Source organism: Pseudomonas sp. PS02290 (assembly GCF_029960075.1).
Classification (GTDB): domain Bacteria; phylum Pseudomonadota; class Gammaproteobacteria; order Pseudomonadales; family Pseudomonadaceae; genus Aquipseudomonas.
The window spans coordinates 1-20,999 of the sequence record NZ_JASCOY010000069.1 but is presented as its reverse complement, the minus strand read 5'-3'; the positions used below and the strand labels follow the sequence as shown (position 1 = coordinate 20,999).

The window sequence follows — 20,999 nt, the reverse complement described above, 5'->3', positions numbered from 1 at the left end:
TGTGCTCCCTGATATCAAAACGCTTTGCGTGAGGTCCGGAGGCGACTATAAGCTTGTGGCCCTGCAATCAGAATGGGCGTCCGGGCAAGTGATCAATGCAGCTGCGCACTATCGAATCAACCATGCCGACCTCACCCTCATCCTCGCGCTGGTGCGGGGGCGGACGCTGGCCAAGGCCGCCGATCTGCTGAAGGTTGATGTCTCGACGGTGTTCCGCGCGGTGCGGCGGATGGAGAAGGCGGTGGGCACAACGCTCTTCGACAAGAGCCGCGCCGGCTACGTACCGACCAGCGCAGCACTGGCGCTCGCCCAACAGGCGGAGAGTGCCGAAAACGCGCTGGCCCTCGCGCAGTTGAGTCTCGAGCAGGGCCGGCAAGTCGTCAGCGGCACTGTGCGCCTGACCTGCACCGAAGCCGTCCTGCAAAGCCTGTTGCTTCCCGCCTTGAGCCGCTTCATGCCGGACTACCCGGGCCTGCGCCTGGAACTGAACACGTCCAGCACCTTTGCCAACCTGAGCCGCCGCGACGCCGACATTGCCCTGCGTCTGACCAACACGCCGCCCGAGCATCTGGTCGGCACTCGCCTGGGCACGGTCGGATATCGGGTCTGTTCGAGCGAGGCCTACGCGCGACGCTGCGGTGATCGGGCCCTCGACGACATGGACTGGATCGCCCCCGACGATTTCCTCCCCGACCACCCCACCGTGATGTGGCGCCGGCAGCATCTGCCCGGCGTTAACCTCGCTTACCGCTGCAGCTCCATGCTTGCCGTCGCCCAACTGGTGCGCGCAGGCATGGGCGTGGCAGCGCTGCCGGATTTCATGGTTCGGGACAGCGAAGTTCAGCCTTTGAGCGAGCCGCTCGCAGGGCATGACACCGGGCTGTGGCTGCTGACCCGGCCAGATTGCCGGGCGCTGCGCTCGGTGTCGGCGTTGTTCAGCGAGCTGACCAAGGCGATTGAGCTGTAAAAAGCGTCTCGCCCCTTCGATACAAAACCTGTGGGAGGTAGCTTGCTCACGAAGGGGCCGGTACATCCGCTAGATCACTCGCGGATGGAAGGCAGCCTTCGCGAGCAAGCTCACTCCCACAAGGGCCGCGTTCGCTGAAGATAGATGTGGGGCGGAACCAACCCGCTCAACCACCCCGCCGCTCCCGGCGAAACTGGCCCGGCGGCATGCCGTGGGCTTTACGAAAGCGCCGTGAAAAATACGCTTCGTCGGTAAACCCGCAGATCTCAGCGATGTGGCTCAAGGATTTGCTGCTGTTCATCAAATGCGTGCGCGCCAGCCGCATGCGCCGCTCCAGGACCAGTTCGGAAAAGCTGTTGCCGGTTTCCTTGCGCAGCAGGTGGGTCAGGTAATTGGGCGACAGAAAGGCCGCCGCCGCGGCATCGGTGAGGGTCATGGCCGGATCGGCGATGTGCGTGCGAATGTAGTCGATCACCCGACTCATCGCATCGCGCCGTCCCCGCCGCTCGGCCTTGTTCGCCGACAGCGCCAGCAACTGCGCTTCGTAGCGATTGCACACTGTGCCGATCAGCTGCAACAGGCAGCCCCGCAGAATGGCGCTGGAGCCCAACTGCCTGCCGCGGTCCATGTCGCGCATCTGCACCAGCAGCGCGGTCACCTCGGCGAAGTCAGCGTCATCGAGGGTGAAATCCAGATGTTCCTGAAACCGGAACGGCGCCAGCTCAGGCGCCTCGGCGACGGGCACGTCTTCAAGGTCCATCGGATCGCACTGCAGATGCTGCAGGAGAAAGTCCTGAGAAAAGTTGATGACGACAAAATTGCCGTCTTCCGGGTGCGGAATCACATGCAGGCGATGGGGCAGGATGAACGCCAGGGTGTTGCGCGGAAACGGCCTGACCGCGCCGCCGATGTGCTGCACGGTGTCGCCGCCGAGGTTGATCTGGATCTGGAAATAGTCATGGCGGTGAGGCGCCGTCAGCGCGGGTCGGGCGGACTTGTCACGGATGTAGAAATCCATGCGGTCGCTGCGCTGCTGCATGCCATAGGTCTGGATGCGGGAGGGATGGGACATCGCTGAAACACCTGAAATCGCGGGTTCGGACTGCCCCCATGGTAGGGCAACGGCGGCAGCCGAACCAAAGGATTCTCAGGCGGGCGTAACGTGGGATCAGCCGATTGTCACATTCAGCTCGGCAATGCCTTCGATCCCGGCGGTGACCACATCACCGCGCTGCAAAGCGCCTACCCCGGCCGGCGTGCCGGTGTAGATCAGGTCGCCCGCTTTGAGGCCGACCGATTGCGACAGGTAGGCGATCACGTCCCTGACCGCCCAGATCTGATCAGACAGATCGCCACGCTGACGGCGCTCGCCATTGACGTCCAGCCAGATCGCGCCGGCTTCCGGATGGCCGATCTCGCTGACCGGGCGCAGCGGCGTGGCGGGCGCGGAGGCGTCGAAGGCTTTGGCCCACTCCCATGGCCGGCCCATTTTCTTGGCCTGGGCCTGCAAGTCGCGGCGTGTGAGGTCCAGGCCGACGCCGTAGCCCCAGACATGGGTCAAGGCGTCCTGCGGGTCGATATTCACGCCGTCCTTGCCGATCGCCACGACCAGTTCGATCTCGTGATGCAGGTCCTCGGTGAGCGGCGGGTAGGCAATCTGGCCTTCAGCGGGCACCACGGCGTCAGCGGGCTTCATGAAGAAGAAAGGCGGCTCGCGGTCGGGGTCGTGGCCCATTTCCCGGGCGTGATCGGAGTAATTGCGGCCGACGCAGAACACCCGACGAATCGGAAAACGGTTGGACGTCCCGGCGACCGCCAGGGAGGGTGTGGCAACGGGGGCGATAACGAACTCGGTCATGGCAGTGTCCTTGATTAAAGGTGGCTCGGCATGGGGTTGAGTGTGGCGGTTGATCGCTCAGCCGGGTTGGACAGATCCCATTTGGTTTTGGACAAAACAACGCAGCTCAACGCAACGAGCCGAGCCGACAGATCAGCCACGCCCCACAAACGGCATACCACTGGCCATGACGGTCATGTTCAGCACGTTGGCCGACAACGGCAGCCCGGCCATGTAACTCACCGCTTCGGCGACGTGCTGCACGTTCATGGTTGGCTCGACCTGCAGCTCACCGTTGGGCTGCAAAACGCCTTTGGTCATGCGACCGGTCATTTCGGTGAGGGCATTGCCGATGTCGATCTGACCGCAGGCAATATTGAACTGGCGACCGTCCAGCGCGGTGCTTTTGGTCAGGCCCAGCACGGCGTGTTTGCTGGACGTATAGGGCGAGCTGAACAGCCGTGGCGTGTGCGCCGAAATCGAGCCGTTGTTGATGATTCGTCCGCCCTGAGGCACCTGGCGTCGCATCAGGCCGAAGGCGGCGCGCACGCACAAAAACATCCCGGTGACGTTGGTGTCGATGACGTTCTTCCACTGCTCCACCGACAGCTCATCCATTGGCACCGCCGGTGCGCCGATGCCAGCGTTATTGAACGAAACGTCCAGTCGACCGAATGTGCGTTCAATGGTCGCGAACAACGCTTCGACGCTGGCCGGATCGCGCACATCCGTCGGCACCGCCAGCGCCTGCTGCCCGGCAGCCTCGGCCTGATCGACCAGCGCCTGCAACGGCTCGGGCCGACGTCCGGCCAGCACCACGGCAAAGCCGTCAGCCAGCAGTTGCAGCGCCACGGCGCGGCCAATACCGCTGCCGGCGCCTGTGACCAGAGCGACTTTCAATACAGAAGATGAAGACATGGGCGATTCCTTTTTTGTCAGAGAGCGTTCTGCGGTCGATATCGCCGCACCCACCGCGTATCAGCTGTGAACAGGCGTCAGCACCGGCTTGCCCGCGTAGAACGCCAGCAGGTTGTCGGCGACCATTTGCACCGTGTCGCGGGATGCTTCCGGCGACAATCCTGCCAGATGCGCCGTAAGGACCACGTTGTTCAAGGCTTTCAGGGCATCGGGGACGTGGGGCTCGTCATCGAATACGTCCAGCGCCGCCCCGGCCAGGCGGCCGTGCTGAAGCGCGTCGATCAGCGCATCGGTGTCGACGACACTGGCCCGGGCGATGTTGACGAGGAAGCCGTCCGCGCCCAACGCATCGATGGCCGCCTTGTCGATCAGGTGCCGCGTCGACCCGCCGCCCGGCGTCGCGACCACCAGAACGTCCGACGCTTCGGCCAGCGCCAGCGGGGTCGCGCAATAGTTGAAATCCACGCCCGCCCGGGGTGAGCGGCTGTGATAGTGGATGACCATGTCAAACCCAAGCGCGCGTTTGGCGATGGCCATCCCGACCGAACCAAGGCCGAGAATGCCCAGGCGTTTGCCGGCGAACGAGGGCCGTGTGACCTTGCGCCATTCGCTGCGGCGCACCGACGCGTCGGCCTGGGGAATGTCGCGAACCGCCGCCAGCAGCAAGGCCATCGCATGGTCCGCCACCGTCGGGGCATTCACCCCTGCTCCATTGGTCACCACGATGCCCCGCGCCTCGGCGGCTTCGAGGTCGACACGCTCGTAGCCCGCGCCAATCACACAGATGATCCCAAGGTTCGGCAGCGCCGCCATTTCCTCGGCAGTGAACCCCAACGGGCCACGGGTCAGCACCGCATCAATCTCCTCACCGCCATTCGCCACCGCCTCGGCGCGCATCGCCGGCGTCGGCGCCAGAATCAGGCGAAAGCCGCTGCTTTCCAGAATCGGTAAATACATGTTCACGCTTTCAACCAGCACCAACACCGTTTTCATCATCCCTCCGCCAAGCGAAATTCGTGGTGCTGACAGTAGCGCGAGTGAGAGCGGTTGGGCAGGGGCGAACATGGAAATCCATAGTTATGACGCTGCGCATTAGCCCGGCAGACCCATTAACGTCACACGGAACGCCGACACTTTAAGGCACCCAATACCGGATCAACGGACCAGCTGTGGCCTCAACTGTTTCCATCAAACCGACAGCCATTCCCCCCAAAACGACAACCCCCGTTGCCCGCCATGCCCGTTGCTGTTTAAGGTTTGAGCCCTGCAGCACCTGATTTTTCACAACAAAACGATGTGCCACGCGGTGCGGCAACGGCTGCGCCATGAACGGACTTGCACAAAAAGGAACGTCAGAACCATGTTGAAAGGATTATCCAGAACGTTGAGCGGCGCCGCGATCGCCGGTGTGTTGTTGTCATCCGCCGTGGCCCTGGCGGCCACTGACACCGGCAAAGAACCGGGTCGGGCGCTGGCGGCGAAGATCGGCGTGCCATGGCCGGCGGTCATTGCCCATCGCGGTGCATCGTTCAATGCGCCCGAGGAGACGGTCCCGTCCTACACGCTGGCCCGCGAGCTGGGCGCGGACTACCTGGAGATGGACATCCAGCGCACCAGGGATGGCGTGCTCATCGCGCTGCATGACAACACGCTGGAGCGCACCACCAATATCGCCGAGGTCTACCCGCAACGGGCCAAGGACCCGCTGAACACCTTCACGCTGGAAGAAATCAAGCGCCTGGACGCAGGCTCGTGGTTCAACAAGGCCTACCCCGATCGCGCCCGCGCCACCTACGTCGGGCTGAAGATTCTGACGCTGGACGAGGTCATCGACATCGCCGAAGGCGGCAAGAACAAGCCCGGTCTGTACATCGAAACCAAGGTGCCGGCGCAGTTTCCGGGCATTGAAGAGGATTTGAAGAAGAAGCTCGATCAGCGTGGTTGGCTGAGCCAGCGTCCTGCCGCCGAGAAAGGCTATGTCAACGTCGCCCACATGCCGGGCCGCGTGGTGCTGCAGACGTTTGAAAAACCGAGCCTGGAATTGCTGCAGAAGAGCATGCCCGACACGCCGAAAGTCCTGCTGCTGTGGCTGGGTGATGGCTCCATCGAAACGGCGTCGGGCAAGACCTTCAAGGACTCAGGGGCCAAGGACAAGGCCAGCTTCTACGCCAGCCAGCAGGTGAAATCGAAAGAGGAATTTGCCGCCTGGATGGACTGGGCCAAAGCCCACGGCGCGGTGGGGACCGGGCCGTCGGCAGCGCTGAAGAACGGCGGGGACCAGAGCTACAGTGATCTGGTGCAGCCGTGGATGAACAAGATGGCCCATGATCGCGGGATGATCGTTCACCCGTACACCGTGGATGACGCCGTGGATTTCAAGGCGATCAGCGAACAAGGCGTGGACGGGTTCTTCACCAACCGGGCTTCAGAACTGCTGAAGTTCTACGGTCGGCCATCAAAGGAAAGCATGGACTCAATCCTGAAACGCAGCGGTTTTTGAGCCAGAGACCGCAGCGTGATGTGTAAAGCGCGCGGCTGTGGGAGTGACCGTCTTCAATTCCCGGCCGCGCGGCGTCTGCGCGATGGTGCTCTCATAAGACTTGACGCTGTTGCCGATATTCACGCCGATCAAAACTGTGGGAGTGAGCTTGCTCGCGAAGAGTCCGGTACAGGCGCTAACTATTCAGCGGCCGAAATACCGCCTTCGCGAGCAAGCTCGCTCCCACAAGGCTCGACGTTCTTACGCCAGCTCTGCAACCACCGCCGCCAACGCTTTCGCCGGATCGGCCGCCTGGCTGATCGGGCGGCCGATGACCAAGTAATCAGAACCCGCATCCAGCGCCTGACGCGGCGTCAGAATGCGACGCTGATCGTCCACCGCGCTGCCGGCCGGACGAATGCCCGGGGTCACCAGTTGCAGTGACGGGTGCGCCGCTTTCAGCGCCTGGGCTTCCAGCGCGGAACACACCAGACCGTCCATCCCGGCTTTCTCAGCCAGCGCCGCCAACCGCAGCACTTGCTCCTGGGGCTCGATGTCCAGACCGATCCCGGCCAGATCCTCGCGTTCCATGCTGGTCAGCACGGTCACGCCGATCAACAGCGGCTTGGGGCCGGTGCGCTGATCCAGCACGTCACGGCAAGCCGCCATCATGCGCAGGCCGCCGGAGCAGTGCACATTGACCATCCACACGCCCATTTCAGCGGCGGCCTTCACCGCCATCGCCGTGGTGTTGGGAATGTCATGAAATTTGAGGTCCAGAAACACTTCGAAGCCCTTGGCGTTGAGGGTTTCGACGATGTCCGATGCGCAGCTGGTGAACAGCTCCTTGCCCACTTTGACCCGGCACAGCTTAGGGTCCAGCTGATCAGCCAGATTCAACGCGGCTTCGCGGGTCGGGAAATCCAGGGCGACGATGATGGGGGTCTGGCAGGCGGACATGAGCGGGTTCTCTGGCAAGTCGAAATCGGCGCGCATTGTAGCCGAACATCCCGCAGGGCGGGACCCGGCAATCGGTAAATGCCTGCCCGACCCGCGCCAGGCGTCGTGCATCTCCTACAATTGAACCACTGGACAGCGCCGCTGCTCCAAGCCTTATCACAAGAAGGAGAGCGTTATGCCCTGGTATGCCTGGTTAATTCTGGTCGTTGCAATCGGCTCGATCGTCGGCGGTCTGCTGATGCTCAAGGATTCAGCGAAGAAACTGCCCCTGACCGATGAACAGCTCAAGCGCGTTCACGAGCGCAATGCCGAGATGGACGCAAAAGAAGCGCGAGACCGCTGAACCACCCTGCCCACCGATGCCGCTGAAGCACGCTGTGGGAGCGCGTTTTCAGCGCTCCCCCATCGCCTCAGCCTTATCACCATCACCCGCTGCGCGTTCCCGGCAGGTAATAGGTGCCTTCGTCAGTCGCTCTTCGCACCTTCGCCCTGGGCCACCGCGTGATGAGTGGCCTGCGGCGTCACGGCGATACGAAACGGCTGAAAGATCTTGAACATCTCCCCGTTCTCTCGGAGTTTCTTCAGCAGTTCGCGGAAGCGTTCGCCGCTGATGGGTGCGTCCGGGCGCAACAACGCGTAGTGCCGATACACCTGATCCACGCGGTCCGACACCAGAAACTGATCGGCGTCCTGCGGGTTGTTCGACATGAACGTGCTCAGGTAGGAGCGCGTTACCAGTGCAATGTCCGCGCGGTCACGCAGCACCATCAGCAGGTTGCTGTCGTGGGAATAGGTCAGCGTGGCGTTGTAATTGTCGGCAAGAAATTTCGGGTCGGCGTCGAAACCCGCGAACGCGTAGTGATAACCGCTGAACAGCGCAAGGCGCTTGCCGTGCAACTCCTCGAAATACGTCTGGGTCCTGCCCTGCAAGCGGTGCGCCACGAAAACCTCGGCGTCTTCCAGCCCCATGTCGACATCTTCGTGGGGAATGCCTTTCCAGCCCCAGTCGGGGTTTTCGAAAATGGCCATGTCAAAGCGCGCCTGCTGGAAATCGCGAAACCGGCGCGGGATGGACGTGGGCACCGCTTCAAAGCGGTAGTCGTTCTGCATCGCGTTCAGTGCGCTGATCATCTGCGGCAAAAGCCCGGTGTCTTCACCGCGCTCGGGGCGGATCGTGTACGGCGGGAAATGCGCCGCGCCAATTCGCACGATCTGGGTCGCACCGGCCTGCCAGGCCCACAGCGTTGTGGTCGTGAACAGCAGGGTTTTAAAAGCCATCCGCATCGGCGTGGACATCAAGACAAGGACCTCAGGCGAAACGGAGTACGTAAGCTATGCGTTCGCGATCAATTAGACAACGGTCAAACGGAAGCTAAATCGCCTCTGTCGTTCCAACTCTCGCCCTCCTTGCGCCTTGCTGCCCCCTTTCCCTTTTGGCCCACATCCCGGCTGAGTGCGCGCGATGTCTTTGCAGGACCGGCTTTAGCCGGGAAGAACCCCGACTGAGTGCCACCCGCTTTGTGGGGTGTCGCCCGACGTTTTCCCGGCTAAAGCCGGTCCCACCCTAAAGCGCTGAAGCTGTCCTTGTCCTTTGCGTTATCGACCGCGCTGCGCTTTATATGAGGAGCGGATCCGCATGCAATTTATGCCGAGGCGCGTCAGCCAGGCAAGGGCCGTCCCGGCCATTTGCCAGTCAGGCGCTACAAAAGAAGAGGGCCCTGCAAACCTTCCCGCCTGCCGCGAGTCCCAATCATGGATCATCAGCGCCGGGCAATTGGACGTGACGGCCGTGATGTGGCTACGCTCCATGGCGCTGCCGCAGGTTATGAAACAGGAGTTCGAGATGCCCTATTGGCTGGTGATAGACCTGGAGGCCACCACTGAAGAGGGCGGATGGCCGGTGGCGGAAATGGAAATCATTGAAATCGGTGCGTCGCTGGTCAATCAGGACGGGCGTGAAATCGACCATTTCGAACGCTTCGTGCGGCCCGTGCGCCGACCGTTGCTCACGCCCTTCTGCCGGGAGCTGACGCACATCCAGCAGAGCTTTATCGACAGTGCCTTGACGCTGCCGGCGGTATGGCCACAGTTTGAACGCTGGATTGCTCAACACCGCGAGCGACTGGTCGCCTGGTCCAGTTGGGGCGATTACGATCGGCAGCAGCTGCAACAGGACTGGCGCCAGCACCAGCTCACCAGCGAACTCGCTACCCTGCCCCACATCAACCTGAAACAACGCTTCGCCAAAGCCCGTCACCTGCAAAAACCCTGCGGCCTGAACACTGCGCTGCAACTGGCGGGAATGCATTTTAACGGCCAGCAACACCGGGCACTGTCGGACGCGCGCAATACCGCACGTTTGTTACCGCTGGTGATTCCCGGCTGAAGCGTGACGCATCTCTCAAAGCGGATGACGGCCTTTTGTACGTTCGGCATACTGTCCGGCCTTTTCCAGCCCTTCCCAAGGAGATCAGCCATGTTCAAGGTCAACGAGTATTTCGACGGTACCGTCAAATCCATCGCCTTCAAGCAAGCAGCAGGCGACGCGACCATCGGCGTCATGGCTTCCGGAAAATACAACTTCGGCACCAGCGACCGCGAAATCATGCATGTGATCTCGGGCTCCCTGAAAGTGCTGCTACCGGGCGCCAATGACTGGGAAACCTTCAACGCCGGTGAGAGTTTTAAAATCCCGGCCAACGTCAAATTCGATGTTGAAGCGACCGAAGAAACCGCCTACCTCTGCGAATACCGCAAAGACTGATGCGCACATTCAGGTCGGCACTCAGCCGACCTGCTCCACCCCGGCATTGAATTGCAAGGCCGCCAGCCGCGCGTACAGCGGGTTGCTGGCGATCAGCTCGCGGTGGGTTCCTACCGCGACCAATCTCCCCTGATCCATGACCGCAATCCGGTCTGCGTTCTGCACCGTCGCCAGTCGGTGGGCGATCACCAGGGTCGTGCGACCCTTCATCAACGTCGGCAATGCCTGCTGAATCAGATACTCACTCTGGGCATCCAGTGCGCTGGTGGCTTCGTCGAGCAACAGAATCGGCGCATCGGCCAGCAAAGCTCGCGCGATGGCCAGCCGCTGACGCTGCCCGCCCGACAAGCCCATGCCGCCGTCGCCCAAGTGGGTTTGATAGCCTTGGGGCAGCAGCTGAATGAATTCATGGGCATGGGCAATCCGCGCCGCCGCCTCCACTTGCTCGACGCTGGCCGCCGGGTTGCCGTAGCGAATGTTGTCCTCCACCGAGCCGAAAAACAGCGCAGGGGTTTGCGACACCCAGGCGAAGCAGCGGCGCAAGTCCAGCGGGTCCAGGCGTTCGGCGGGGATGCCTTCGATCAGCACGCGTCCCAGCTGCGGGTCGTAAAAACGCAGCAGCAGGTCAAACAGCGTCGACTTGCCCGCACCGGAAGGCCCGACCAGCGCCAGGGTTTCACCCGCTTCGACGGTCAGGCTCAAGCCGTCCAACGCATTGCGCTCCGGGCGTGAGGGGTAGGCGAAACTCAGGTTGTCCAGCGCCAGGCGACCGCTGATGCGTGCGGGCAGCGTGAGCTGATCACTGGCAGGCGCAGTGATTTCGCTGCGCGCCTGCAGTAATTCGGTGATGCGCTCTGCCGCGCCCGCTGCCCGTTGCATCTCACCGATGACCTCGCTGAGGGTGCCGAATGCGCTGCCGACGATCAGGCTGTAGAACACGAACGCCGCCAGCTCGCCGCCGGAGATGCGGCCGGCGATCACGTCCATGCCGCCGACCCAGAGCATCACGCCGACCGCGCCCAGCACCAGCACGATCACCAGGGTGATCAGCCATGAGCGCTGCAGAATCCGCTTGCGTGCCGTCTCGAAGGCGCCTTCGGCGGTCTGCGCGAAACGCTGCCGATCCTGCTCCTGATGGTTGTAGGCCTGAACGGTTTTGATCTGCCCCAGGGCCTCGGACACGTAGCTGCCGACATCCGCCACGCGGTCCTGACTCTCCCGGGACAGACTGCGCACACGGCGCCCGAAAATGAGGATCGGCGCGATCACCAGGGGCAACGCCACGACCACAATGCTGGTGAGCTTGGGGTTGGTGAAGAACAGCAGGATGATCCCGCCGATGACCATCAGCGCATTGCGCAGGAACATCGACAGCGACGAGCCGATCACCGATTGCAGCAGCGTGGTGTCGGCGGTCAGGCGCGACTGGATTTCCGAGCTGCGGTTGTTCTCGTAGAAACCGGGGTGCAGGCTGACCAAATGGTCGAACACCTGCTTGCGCAGATCGGCGACCACCCGTTCGCCGATCCAGGAGACCAGATAGAAGCGGGCGAAGGTGCCGATCGCGAGGGCGACCACCAGCCCCATGAACAGGCCAATGGTTTCGTTGAGCAGCGTCGGCGAACGGGTCATGAAACCCTGATCGACCATCAGCCGGATGCCCTGCCCCATCGACAGGGTGATGGCGGCGGTGACCACCAGCGCGAGCAACGCACCGATGGCTTGCTTGCGGTACGGCGCGATCATGCGCAGGGCAAGACGAATGGCATGCCGCTGACGGCCGGAAAAGACTGAAGCCATGGAGGACACCCGGAAGACGAATCAGCCGCAGAGCCTACACCTCCCTCCCCGCGCACGCTCGTCAGCTTTCGCTGAACTCCGTCGGCCGTCGTCAGTCAAGGAATGCTGTCACGGCGCGGTCATGCCGGCGTGATTACCATCGATGCGCACTTACCTGATGAGGAGACAGGCCATGAGCTTGCAAAGCAGCAATCAAGAACCCGTGTTCCGCCCTCAACCCGAGCTGCAACTGGGCGGCGCGATTCTCGACAGAAACGGCCAGGAAATCCTGATCACTGAAGAAATGGTTCAGGCGGCCTGTCAGGAATGCGAGAAGTACTGGGTACAGCCCGAAAAACAAGACTGATGTGCAGATTTGACTCCAACCCGGCCATGGCGCCGGGTTTTTTATGGGCGCCGATCAGTCACCCACAACCGTCGCACCCAAGGCCTCGACGATCTGACGCAAGGCCGCTGATTCACCGTTGATGCGCACCTGCAGGCTGTCGATTTCCCGGCGGGGCGGGTAATGCTTGCGCAAGGCGTCGAAGGCAAGGCGTTGGCTACTGGCATCGCCCACCAGACTGCGGCGGAAATCCGCGTCGTCGCGGCGAGGATCGTAAACGCCGCGACACAGCGCGTTCAGTGCCCAGACCGGATCGGTGGCAGCGTCCAGCGTGACTTGCGCCAGCCAGGGCTTGGGCAGCAGGTCTTCAAGACGGATGCTCGCCGGCTGGTCAAGGTGTGCACACAGGGCGTGATAGATCTGCGCTGTGCCGCGCTGCCGGCCGTCGAGGCTGTAGCCAGCGATGTGCGGGGTGCCGATGACGCACAGCTCGGCCAGTTCGACGTCGACCGCCGGTTCTTTCTCCCAGACGTCCAGCACCGCTTGGAGGTCTTCACGTTCCAGCAGCACCTGGCGCAGGGCGACGTTATCGACCACCGGTCCGCGCGCTGCGTTGATCAGCCAGGCGCCCGGCTTGAGCTGCTGCAGCCGGGCGCGGTCGAACAGGTGCCAGGTGGGTGTATCGCCGGTTTTATCCAGCGGTGTGTGCAGGCTGATCACATCGCAGCGGGCGATGATTTCGTCGAGGCTGACGTAATCGCCGCCTTCGCTGGCCTGACGCGGCGGGTCGCAGACCAGAACATTCCAGCCCAGGCCGCGCAAAACCTTGATCAAGCGGCCGCCGACCTGCCCCGCCCCGACCACGCCGTAGGTGCGGCTGGCAAGCTCGACGCCCTCGATTTCCGCCAGAGTGAGCAGGCTGCCCAGCACGTAGTCCACCACGCCACGGGCGTTGCAGCCAGGGGCGCTGGACCATTGAATGCCGGCTTCCTTGAAGTAATCGAGGTCGAGGTGATCGGTTCCGATGGTGCAGGTGCCAACAAAGCGCACCGGCGTGCCTTCGAGCAAGGCGCGGTCAACGCGGGTCACCGAGCGCACCAGCAAAATATCGGCGTCGGCGACGGCAGCGCGGTCGAGCGTGCGGCCCGGATAACGCTGGATGTCACCGATGCCTGCGAAGAAGGCGTCGAGCAGGGGAATGTTTTCGTCGGCAACTATGCGCATGTCAGGGCTCCTGGAGTGGCCGCAGTGTAGGCGCCAGCGCCCTGCCGAGCCAGCGCGATGCGAAAAGCGTCAGCCGGTACGCAGCCAATCAGTCGAGCTTCTTGCGGATCCAGTAGAGGAACTCGCCGTCGCCCGCCTGTTTGTCCACCAGTTCATGGCCGAGGAAGACACAGAATTTGGGGATATCACGCTGGGTGGACGGATCGGTGGCGATCACCTTGAGCAGGCCGCCAGGGGGCAGGTCACGTACCTTCTGGTGCAGCATCATGACCGGCTCGGGACAATTGAGGCCGGTGGCGTCGAGCACGGCATCGACGGCGGGGCTTTCAATGGAATCAGACATGGGGGCAATGGAATCAGACATGAGGGCGCTCCGGAAACAGGCCGGCATTGTCGCTTAATTGATGAGGCACGCCAAATCAGGCGTCGGATGTGCGGTGCAATCCTGTCTGTCAATAGCCATGGACTACGCTGCTGCCTACAAACTTTGTAGGATTCTGCGACATCTTGGCGTTTGGTCATCCCAGACCCTGCACGTATGATCCTTGACATTTCTCCGCAGATTAGAAGCCTATGTCCCTGATAGTTCTACTGCTTCTGCCCTTCGTCGGCAGCTGTCTGGCGGCGCTTTTGCCGCACAATGCACGCAACAGTGAATCCATCCTCGCCGGCCTGATCGCCTTGATCGGCGCGGTGCAGGTGGCATTGTGGTATCCGCAAATCGCCCACGGCGGGGTCATCAGAGAAGAGTTTTTCTGGCTGCCCAGTCTGGGCCTGAATTTCGTCCTGCGTCTGGACGGCTTTGCCTGGTTGTTCTCGATGCTGGTGCTGGGGATCGGCGCCCTGGTGTCGCTGTATGCGCGTTATTACATGTCGCCGGACGACCCGGTGCCGCGTTTTTTCTCATTCTTTCTGGCGTTCATGGGCGCCATGCTCGGGCTGGTCATGTCCGGCAACCTCATTCAGATCGTGTTCTTCTGGGAGCTGACCAGCGTCTTCTCGTTCCTGCTGATCGGCTACTGGCACCACCGCGCCGACGCCCGGCGCGGCGCTTACATGGCGCTGATGGTCACCGGCGCCGGCGGCCTCGCGCTGCTGGTGGGGATGATGCTGCTCGGGCACGTCGTCGGCAGTTATGACCTGGATCGCGTGCTGGCCTCGGGCGATGCGATTCGCGCCCACGTGCTGTACCCCGTGCTGCTGACGCTGATTCTGATCGGCGCGCTGAGCAAGAGCGCGCAATTCCCTTTCCATTTCTGGCTGCCCCACGCCATGGCGGCACCGACGCCGGTGTCGGCGTATCTGCACTCGGCGACCATGGTCAAGGCCGGTGTGTTCCTGCTCGCACGCCTGTGGCCGTCGCTATCGGGCAGCGAACAGTGGTTCTGGATCGTCAGCGGCGCAGGGGCCGCCACGCTGGTGATCGGCGCCTATTCGGCTATGTTTCAAAACGACCTCAAGGGCCTGCTGGCCTACTCCACTATCAGTCACTTGGGGCTGATCACCCTGCTGCTGGGCCTGAACAGCCCACTGGCCGCCGTTGCAGCGGTGTTTCACATCCTCAACCACGCCACGTTCAAGGCGTCGCTGTTCATGGCGGCGGGGATCATCGACCACGAAAGCGGCACCCGCGACATCCGCAAGCTCAGCGGGCTGATCAAGCTGATGCCCTACACCGCGACGCTGGCGATGGTCGCCAGCGCGTCAATGGCCGGGGTGCCGCTGCTGAACGGCTTCTTGTCCAAGGAAATGTTCTTCGCGGAAACGGTGTTCATCACCTCGACCGACTGGGTCGAGATCGCCCTGCCGGTGATCGCCACGATCGCCGGGATCTTCAGCGTGGCCTATTCCCTGCGCTTCACCGTCGATGTGTTCTTCGGCCCGAAAGCCACGCGCCTGCCCCACACGCCCCACGAGCCGCCGCGGTGGATGCGCTTGCCGGTGGAGTTGCTGGTGCTGGCCTGCCTGATCGTCGGCATTTTTCCCACGCACTCCGTCGGCCCGTTGCTGGCCGCCGCAGCACAGCCAGTGGTCGGGGGGGAACTGCCCGAATACAGCCTGGCGATCTGGCACGGGCTGAACGCGCCGATGATCATGAGCCTGATCGCCATGGCCGGCGGTATCGTTCTGTACCTGCTGCTGCGCGGGCCGATCAAGCGCAAGCAAGTCAACGGGCCGCCGCTGATGGGGCGTCTGAACGGCAAGCGCATGTTCGAGCGCGTGCTGGTGTGGAAGATGCGCGGCGCCCGCCGACTGATGAGGCTGCTGACCACACGCCGTTTGCAGGCGCAGCTGTTCCTGATGGTTCTGGCCGCGCTGGTCGCCGGCTTTGTGCCGATGTACGAGAGCGGGCTGAGCTGGGGCGATCGACCGAAGATTCCGGGTTCCGGGGTGTTTGTGATGCTCTGGCTGATTGCGATTGCCTGCGCCATCGGCGCTGCGTGGCAAGCCAAATATCATCGTCTGGCGGCCGTGACCATGGTCAGCGTCTGCGGATTGATGACCTGCGTGACCTTCGTCTGGTTTTCCGCGCCGGACCTGGCACTGACCCAACTGGCGGTGGAAGTCGTCACCACGGTGTTGATCCTACTGGGCCTGCGCTGGCTGCCGCGACGCAACGAAAACGTGCCGCCACCTTCCCAAGCGCGACGCCGGGCCAAGGTGCGGCGGATCCGCGATTTCGTCCTCGCCGTGGCGGTGGGTGGCGGCATGGCGGTGTTGTCCTACGCCATGCTGACGCGGCCGACGCCGAACGCCATTTCCGAGTTTTACCTGAGCCGCGCCTTGGCCCAGGGCGGCGGCACCAATGCCGTCAACGTCATGCTCGTGGACTTCCGTGGCTTCGACACCTTTGGCGAAATCACCGTGCTGGCCGTGGTGGCGCTGACGGTCTTTGCGCTGCTGCGTCGCTTCCGCCCGCCGAAAGAAAGCATCGCCCTGCCGGCCCAACAGCGTTTGCTGGCCCGTGACGTGGTCACCGATCTGGTCAATCCGCGTCATGCCGCCGACACGGCACTGGGCTTCATGATGGTGCCGGCGGTGCTGGTGCGCCTGCTCTTGCCGGTGGCCTTCGTGGTGTCGATGTACCTGTTCATGCGCGGGCATAACCAGCCGGGTGGCGGTTTCGTCGCCGGGCTGGTGATGTCGGTGGCGTTCATCCTGCAATACATGGTCGCCGGCACCCAGTGGGTCGAGGCCAACATGAGCCTGCGGCCGTTGCGCTGGATGGGCACCGGGCTGTTCTTCGCGCTGGCCACAGGGCTGGGTTCGATGGCCCTGGGTTATCCGTTCATGACCACCCACACCGCACACGTGGTCCTGCCGATACTGGGCGATCTGCACATCGCCAGCGCGCTGTTTTTCGACATCGGCGTGTACGCGGTGGTGGTCGGCTCGACCCTGCTGATCCTCACGGCGCTGGCTCACCAGTCGGTGCGCAGCCATCGCCCGACCTCGCTGCCGCAGCCCATTGAACCGGTCCCGACCGACAGCCCGATTTCACAAGGAGCCATCTGATGGAAGAAGTCATTGCCATTGCCATCGGCGTGCTCGCCGCCTCCGGCGTGTGGCTGATCCTGCGTCCACGGACCTTTCAGGTCGTCATGGGCCTGTGCCTGCTGTCCTACGGCGTCAATCTGTTCATCTTCAGCATGGGCAGCCTGTTCATCGGCAAGGAGCCGATCATCAAGGACGGCGTGCCCCAGGATTTGCTCAATTACACCGATCCCCTGCCCCAGGCGCTGGTGCTGACGGCCATCGTCATCAGTTTCGCCATGACCGCGCTGTTTCTGGTGGTGCTGCTGGCGTCGCGCGGTCTGACCGGCAACGACCACGTCGACGGCCGGGAGCTGGGTGAATGAGTGTGATGAACCAACTGATCGTCGCACCGATCCTGCTGCCGGTGCTGACCGCTGCGCTGATGCTGTGGCTCGGCGAGAAACACCGTCCGCTGAAAGCGCGTATCAACCTGTTCTCCACCGGGCTCGGCCTGGCCATCGGCATCACGCTGATGATGTGGGTGCAGAAAACCGGCACCACCGGCTCCATCGGTGTTTACCTGCCGGGCAACTGGGAGGCGCCATTCGGCATCGTGCTGGTGGTCGATCACCTGTCGGCGTTGATGCTGGTGCTGACCGGCATCGTCGCCTTCTGCGCCCTGCTCTTCGCCCTGGCCCGCTGGGATCGCGCGGGGGCGAGTTTTCACGCGCTGTTTCAGATTCAGCTGATGGGGTTGTATGGCGCGTTTCTCACCGCTGACCTGTTCAACCTGTTCGTGTTCTTCGAGGTCTTGCTGGCGGCGTCCTACGGCCTGATGCTGCACGGCTCGGGGCGGGCTCGGGTGTCGGCAGGCCTGCATTACATCACCATCAACCTGCTGGCCTCGTCGCTGTTCCTGATCGGCGCGGCGTTGATCTATGGCGTGACCGGCACGCTGAACCTGGCGGATCTGGCGATAAAAATCCCTCAGGTGCCGGAGGGCGATCTGGGCTTGCTGCACGCGGGCGCGGCCATTCTGGCAGTCGCGTTTCTGGCCAAGGCCGGCATGTGGCCGCTGAATTTCTGGCTGGTGCCGGCCTATTCTGCCGCCAGCGCACCGGTGGCGGCGCTGTTCGCGATCATGACCAAGGTCGGCTTCTACACCCTGCTACGGTTGTGGACGCTGCTGTTTTCCGGTCAGGCCGGTGCGTCGGCGTTCTTCGGCGGGGACTGGCTGATCTGGGGCGGCATGGCCACCGTCAGCGTGGCGGCGATTTCCGTGGTCGCCGCCCAGCGCCTGGAGCGCATGGCCAGTCTGAGCATTCTGGTGTCGGCGGGGATTCTGCTCTCGGCGGTCGGTTTCGCGCAGCCTAGCCTCACGGCGGGGGCATTGTTCTATCTGGTCAGCTCAACCCTGGCGCTGAGTGCGTTGTTTCTGCTGGCGGAGTTGATCGAGCGCTCGCGCTCGGCCAATGACATCGCCCTCGACGAAGACGCCGACCAGTTGCCCAAGGCGCTGGAGTCGTTGCACCCGGTGCCGGGGACCAATCTGGATGACGAGCAGAAAGCCGTGGTCGGCCATGTCATCCCCTGGACCATGGCGTTTCTGGGCTTGAGCTTCATTGCCTGCGCGCTGTTGATTATCGGCATGCCGCCGCTGTCAGGCTTTCTTGGCAAGCTGACGCTGATCAGCGCCCTGCTCAATCCCCTGGGCCTTGATGTGGCGAAGGCCGAAGCCATTCGAGCTGACAGCTGGACGCTGGTGGCGCTGTTGATTATTTCCGGGCTGACGTCGCTGTTTGCCTTCGTGCGTGTCGGCATCAAGCGCTTCTGGACGCCCCAGGAACATGCGGCGCCCCTGCTGCGGCTCAACGAATGCCTGCCGATTGCCTTGCTGGTGGGCTGCGCGGTCGTACTGACGTTCAAGGCCCAGGCGCTGTTGCATTACACCCAGGACACCGCCCAGGCGCTGCATGATCCGCAGCAATACGTGCTGTCGGTCAAGGCAGCCAGGCCGGTACCGGGGCCGGCCTCGGCGACGCCGGAGGTGCAGCCATGAAGCGTCTGTTTCCAGCGCCGCTGTTGTCGCTGTCGCTGTGGGGGTTGTGGCTGTTGCTCAACTTGTCGCTGAGTCCGGGGAATCTGCTGCTGGGTGCCCTGCTGGGCTTTTTCGCGCCGTATATTTTCGCGCCGTTGCGCCCCTCACCGGCGCGGATCCGCAAACCCGGCGTCGCCCTGGGCTTGTTCCTGCTGGTGGGTCGCGATGTGGTGGTGTCCAATCTGGCGGTCGCCTGGGGCGTGCTGCGCGCGGGTCGCCGCCCGCCACGCTCGGCGTTCGTCAAAGTCCCGCTGGACCTGCACGACGCCCATGGACTCGCCGCGCTGGCGATGATCTGCACGGTGGTGCCGGGCACGGTCTGGTCCGAACTGGCGCTGGATCGCAGCGTGCTGCTGATGCATGTGTTCGATCTGGACGACGAAGCGGCCTTCATCGAGCACTTCAAAAGCACGTACGAACGGCCACTGATGGAGATTTTCCAATGAGCGCCCTGCTCACAAACGCGATCCTTTTTACGCTGTCGGTGTTCGCCATCGCCATGGTCCTGACCCTGATTCGCCTGTTCAAAGGCCCGTCGGCGCAAGACCGGGTACTGGCGCTGGACTACCTCTACATCCTGGCGATGCTGATGATGCTGGTGCTGGGGATTCGCTACGCCAGTGATACCTACTTCGAAGCGGCGCTGCTGATCGCGCTGTTCGGCTTCGTCGGCTCATTCGCGCTGGCCAAATTTCTGTTGCGCGGCGAGGTGATCGAATGAATTCGTTGCAGGTTCTGCCGTTCTGGGTCGAAGTCCTGACCGCCGCGCTGCTGGTGCTGAGCAGCCTGTTCGGCCTGATCGGCGCGCTGGGTCTACTGCGCATGAAGGACTTTTTCCAGCGCATGCACCCGCCCGCACTGGCCTCGACCCTCGGCGCGTGGTGCGTGGCGCTGGCCTCGATCATCTACTTCTCGGCGCTGAAGAACGGCCCCGTGTTGCACGCGTGGCTGATCCCGATCCTGCTGGCCATTACCGTTCCTGTGACCACTTTGCTGCTGGCGCGCACCGGGCTGTTCCGCAAGCGCATGGCCGGCGACGACGTGCCACCCGAGGTCAGCGACGGCAGACAGCAGGGGCATTGAGCCTGGGCTGAAGGGGGTTTCCGGACGCAGACGGGCCCTCTACCCATCGCTTGGGCGTGGGGGATGTGGGCGCGATCCGTGTGCAGGCGTGTTGAAGCGCTGTTCTACTCGCTGGCTTTGAACGTCAGCTCGCCCTTGCGCCATTTGGCGGCTTTGGCGGTGGCGGCTTTGAGGACTTTGCTCAGGCCGGTTTGAATCTGTTCGTGGGCGGCGAACACCATGAAAATGCTGTGGGACTCTTTGAAAACGATGCCGTGGCCTTCAGGCACTTCGACAAACGCGTATTCGCCCAGACCGTAGATGGTCATCTTGATGTCGCGGAAGCGGATTTCGAACTTGCCGCCTTCGCGGCTGGGCAATACGGCGGCTCGGAAGTGGTCACCCACTTTGAGTTCCAGCCCGGGCTTATCATCGACCACCAGTGCGGTTTCGGTGTCGATCTCCGACATGTAAATGCCTTCAGGGGATTGTTCGATGACATAAACGAATCGCGCCTGGAACAGCTTTACCAACTTCGCGCGCACGTCTCCGAGCACGAATAATGCGTGGGTATCCAGATTACCTACTGCCAATGTACAAACTCCCAACCAGATAGGAACCCGCCCGGACAGCGGACCGGGCGGGAAAGAAACGAGAAATGGTGCGTCCTGAAGCCGGACGCTGGCGTTAGCATGGATTCTACCGGCAGTGAGTCTATACGGGATATATCCCTTTCGTCCGGTGTGAAGTGGTTTTTGTCAGACGATGTTCAGTGGGACTGGCTTTAGCCGGGAAGAGGCCTGTTTGGGCGCCCTCAATTCTTCGGTGTGATACCTGACGCTTTCCCGGCTGAAGCCGGTCCCACTAAAAGCACGCAGGGTGTCCGTAGGACCGGCTTCAGCCGGGAAGAGGCCTGTTTGGGCGCCCTCAATTCTTCGGTCTGATACCTGACGCTTTCCCGGCTGAAGCCGGTCCCACTAAAAGCACGCAGGGTGTCCGTAGGACCGGCTTCAGCCGGGAAGAGGCCTGTTTGGGCGCCCTCAATTCTTCGGTGTGACGCCTGACGCCTTCCCGGCTGAAGCCGGTCC

The 20,999-nt window shown here is 62.7% G+C and carries 22 protein-coding genes; 12 read left to right on the top strand and 10 right to left on the bottom strand.

Features of this window, described 5'->3' with window-relative positions; translation table 11 throughout:
* Window positions 1–88 precede the first annotated feature (88 nt).
* Window positions 89–967, top strand: coding sequence for a LysR family transcriptional regulator (locus tag QMX88_RS22380; protein ID WP_282372424.1), 879 nt, complete (start codon window positions 89–91; stop codon window positions 965–967).
* A 166-nt stretch (window positions 968–1,133) separates the two neighbouring features.
* Here QMX88_RS22380 and QMX88_RS22375 read toward each other — a convergent pair whose 3' ends face one another.
* The 4 genes from QMX88_RS22375 to QMX88_RS22360 form a co-directional block, all read right to left on the bottom strand.
* Window positions 1,134–2,039 (bottom strand): helix-turn-helix transcriptional regulator, encoded by a 906-nt coding sequence (locus QMX88_RS22375; RefSeq protein WP_282372413.1) that lies wholly within the window; start codon window positions 2,037–2,039, stop codon window positions 1,134–1,136.
* A gap of 96 nt (window positions 2,040–2,135) precedes the next feature.
* The gene (locus QMX88_RS22370; RefSeq protein WP_282372412.1) at window positions 2,136–2,825 is read right to left on the bottom strand and encodes a fumarylacetoacetate hydrolase family protein; all 690 of its coding nucleotides are present in this window, start codon (window positions 2,823–2,825) and stop codon (window positions 2,136–2,138) included.
* 132 nt (window positions 2,826–2,957) lie between these two features.
* Window positions 2,958–3,722, bottom strand: a complete 765-nt coding sequence (locus QMX88_RS22365) for an SDR family oxidoreductase (protein ID WP_282372411.1) — start codon at window positions 3,720–3,722, stop codon at window positions 2,958–2,960.
* Between the two features lie 60 nt (window positions 3,723–3,782).
* On the bottom strand, window positions 3,783–4,715 hold the full coding sequence (locus tag QMX88_RS22360; protein ID WP_282372409.1) for a 2-hydroxyacid dehydrogenase: 933 nt from the start codon (window positions 4,713–4,715) through the stop codon (window positions 3,783–3,785).
* Between the two features lie 367 nt (window positions 4,716–5,082).
* Here QMX88_RS22360 and QMX88_RS22355 point away from each other — a divergent pair, with 367 nt between their 5' ends.
* Complete coding sequence (locus QMX88_RS22355) at window positions 5,083–6,222, top strand: glycerophosphodiester phosphodiesterase (protein ID WP_282372408.1); 1,140 nt, start codon at window positions 5,083–5,085, stop codon at window positions 6,220–6,222.
* Window positions 6,223–6,462: 240 nt separating this feature from the next.
* Here the strand turns inward: QMX88_RS22355 and pyrF are convergent, their stop codons facing one another.
* Window positions 6,463–7,161, bottom strand: coding sequence for an orotidine-5'-phosphate decarboxylase (gene pyrF, locus QMX88_RS22350; protein WP_282372423.1), 699 nt, complete (start codon window positions 7,159–7,161; stop codon window positions 6,463–6,465).
* Window positions 7,162–7,336: 175 nt separating this feature from the next.
* Here pyrF and QMX88_RS22345 point away from each other — a divergent pair, with 175 nt between their 5' ends.
* Window positions 7,337–7,504 carry a DUF2897 family protein gene (locus QMX88_RS22345; RefSeq protein ID WP_065986232.1) on the top strand — a complete coding sequence of 56 codons (168 nt, stop codon included), beginning with the start codon at window positions 7,337–7,339 and terminating at the stop codon, window positions 7,502–7,504.
* 122 nt (window positions 7,505–7,626) lie between these two features.
* Here the strand turns inward: QMX88_RS22345 and QMX88_RS22340 are convergent, their stop codons facing one another.
* Window positions 7,627–8,457: a substrate-binding periplasmic protein gene (locus tag QMX88_RS22340; RefSeq protein ID WP_282372407.1), complete on the bottom strand. Its 831-nt coding sequence runs from the start codon at window positions 8,455–8,457 to the stop codon at window positions 7,627–7,629.
* Window positions 8,458–9,004: 547 nt separating this feature from the next.
* On the opposite strand from QMX88_RS22340, the gene QMX88_RS22335 reads away from it, so the two are divergent.
* Window positions 9,005–9,547, top strand: a complete 543-nt coding sequence (locus QMX88_RS22335) for an exonuclease domain-containing protein (RefSeq protein ID WP_282372406.1) — start codon at window positions 9,005–9,007, stop codon at window positions 9,545–9,547.
* A gap of 90 nt (window positions 9,548–9,637) precedes the next feature.
* Entirely contained in the window at window positions 9,638–9,925 is a 288-nt protein-coding gene (gene ppnP / locus QMX88_RS22330; RefSeq protein ID WP_192174033.1) for a pyrimidine/purine nucleoside phosphorylase, read from the top strand.
* A gap of 21 nt (window positions 9,926–9,946) precedes the next feature.
* Here ppnP and QMX88_RS22325 read toward each other — a convergent pair whose 3' ends face one another.
* Window positions 9,947–11,725: an ABC transporter transmembrane domain-containing protein gene (locus QMX88_RS22325; protein ID WP_282372404.1), complete on the bottom strand. Its 1,779-nt coding sequence runs from the start codon at window positions 11,723–11,725 to the stop codon at window positions 9,947–9,949.
* A gap of 172 nt (window positions 11,726–11,897) precedes the next feature.
* On the opposite strand from QMX88_RS22325, the gene QMX88_RS22320 reads away from it, so the two are divergent.
* On the top strand, window positions 11,898–12,071 hold the full coding sequence (locus QMX88_RS22320; protein WP_282372403.1) for a PA1571 family protein: 174 nt from the start codon (window positions 11,898–11,900) through the stop codon (window positions 12,069–12,071).
* A gap of 54 nt (window positions 12,072–12,125) precedes the next feature.
* Here the strand turns inward: QMX88_RS22320 and pdxB are convergent, their stop codons facing one another.
* Together pdxB and tusA are read right to left on the bottom strand one after the other, a co-directional pair.
* Window positions 12,126–13,274 carry a 4-phosphoerythronate dehydrogenase PdxB gene (gene pdxB / locus QMX88_RS22315; RefSeq protein WP_282372402.1) on the bottom strand — a complete coding sequence of 383 codons (1,149 nt, stop codon included), beginning with the start codon at window positions 13,272–13,274 and terminating at the stop codon, window positions 12,126–12,128.
* Window positions 13,275–13,362: 88 nt separating this feature from the next.
* A complete protein-coding gene (gene tusA, locus QMX88_RS22310; protein ID WP_282372422.1) occupies window positions 13,363–13,617 on the bottom strand; it encodes a sulfurtransferase TusA in 255 nt (84 codons plus the stop codon).
* Between the two features lie 230 nt (window positions 13,618–13,847).
* Here tusA and QMX88_RS22305 point away from each other — a divergent pair, with 230 nt between their 5' ends.
* From QMX88_RS22305 to QMX88_RS22280, 6 genes are read left to right on the top strand one after another with little or no spacing between them, the layout of a single operon-like run.
* Complete coding sequence (locus QMX88_RS22305) at window positions 13,848–16,790, top strand: monovalent cation/H+ antiporter subunit A (protein WP_282372401.1); 2,943 nt, start codon at window positions 13,848–13,850, stop codon at window positions 16,788–16,790.
* On the top strand, window positions 16,790–17,134 hold the full coding sequence (locus QMX88_RS22300; protein WP_065986226.1) for a Na+/H+ antiporter subunit C: 345 nt from the start codon (window positions 16,790–16,792) through the stop codon (window positions 17,132–17,134). Before QMX88_RS22305 ends, QMX88_RS22300 begins: the two co-directional genes overlap by 1 nt.
* Entirely contained in the window at window positions 17,131–18,810 is a 1,680-nt protein-coding gene (locus QMX88_RS22295; RefSeq protein ID WP_282372399.1) for a monovalent cation/H+ antiporter subunit D, read from the top strand. The genes QMX88_RS22300 and QMX88_RS22295 overlap by 4 nt, the downstream gene beginning before the upstream one ends.
* The gene (locus QMX88_RS22290) at window positions 18,807–19,295 is read left to right on the top strand and encodes a Na+/H+ antiporter subunit E (protein WP_282372397.1); all 489 of its coding nucleotides are present in this window, start codon (window positions 18,807–18,809) and stop codon (window positions 19,293–19,295) included. Before QMX88_RS22295 ends, QMX88_RS22290 begins: the two co-directional genes overlap by 4 nt.
* On the top strand, window positions 19,292–19,570 hold the full coding sequence (locus tag QMX88_RS22285; protein ID WP_192174041.1) for a K+/H+ antiporter subunit F: 279 nt from the start codon (window positions 19,292–19,294) through the stop codon (window positions 19,568–19,570). The genes QMX88_RS22290 and QMX88_RS22285 overlap by 4 nt, the downstream gene beginning before the upstream one ends.
* Window positions 19,567–19,932 carry a Na+/H+ antiporter subunit G gene (locus tag QMX88_RS22280; RefSeq protein ID WP_282372396.1) on the top strand — a complete coding sequence of 122 codons (366 nt, stop codon included), beginning with the start codon at window positions 19,567–19,569 and terminating at the stop codon, window positions 19,930–19,932. Before QMX88_RS22285 ends, QMX88_RS22280 begins: the two co-directional genes overlap by 4 nt.
* Before the next feature lie 104 nt (window positions 19,933–20,036).
* On the opposite strand, the gene QMX88_RS22275 is transcribed toward QMX88_RS22280, so the two are convergent.
* Window positions 20,037–20,504 carry a hypothetical protein gene (locus QMX88_RS22275; protein WP_192174043.1) on the bottom strand — a complete coding sequence of 156 codons (468 nt, stop codon included), beginning with the start codon at window positions 20,502–20,504 and terminating at the stop codon, window positions 20,037–20,039.
* Window positions 20,505–20,999: the final 495 nt, after the last annotated feature.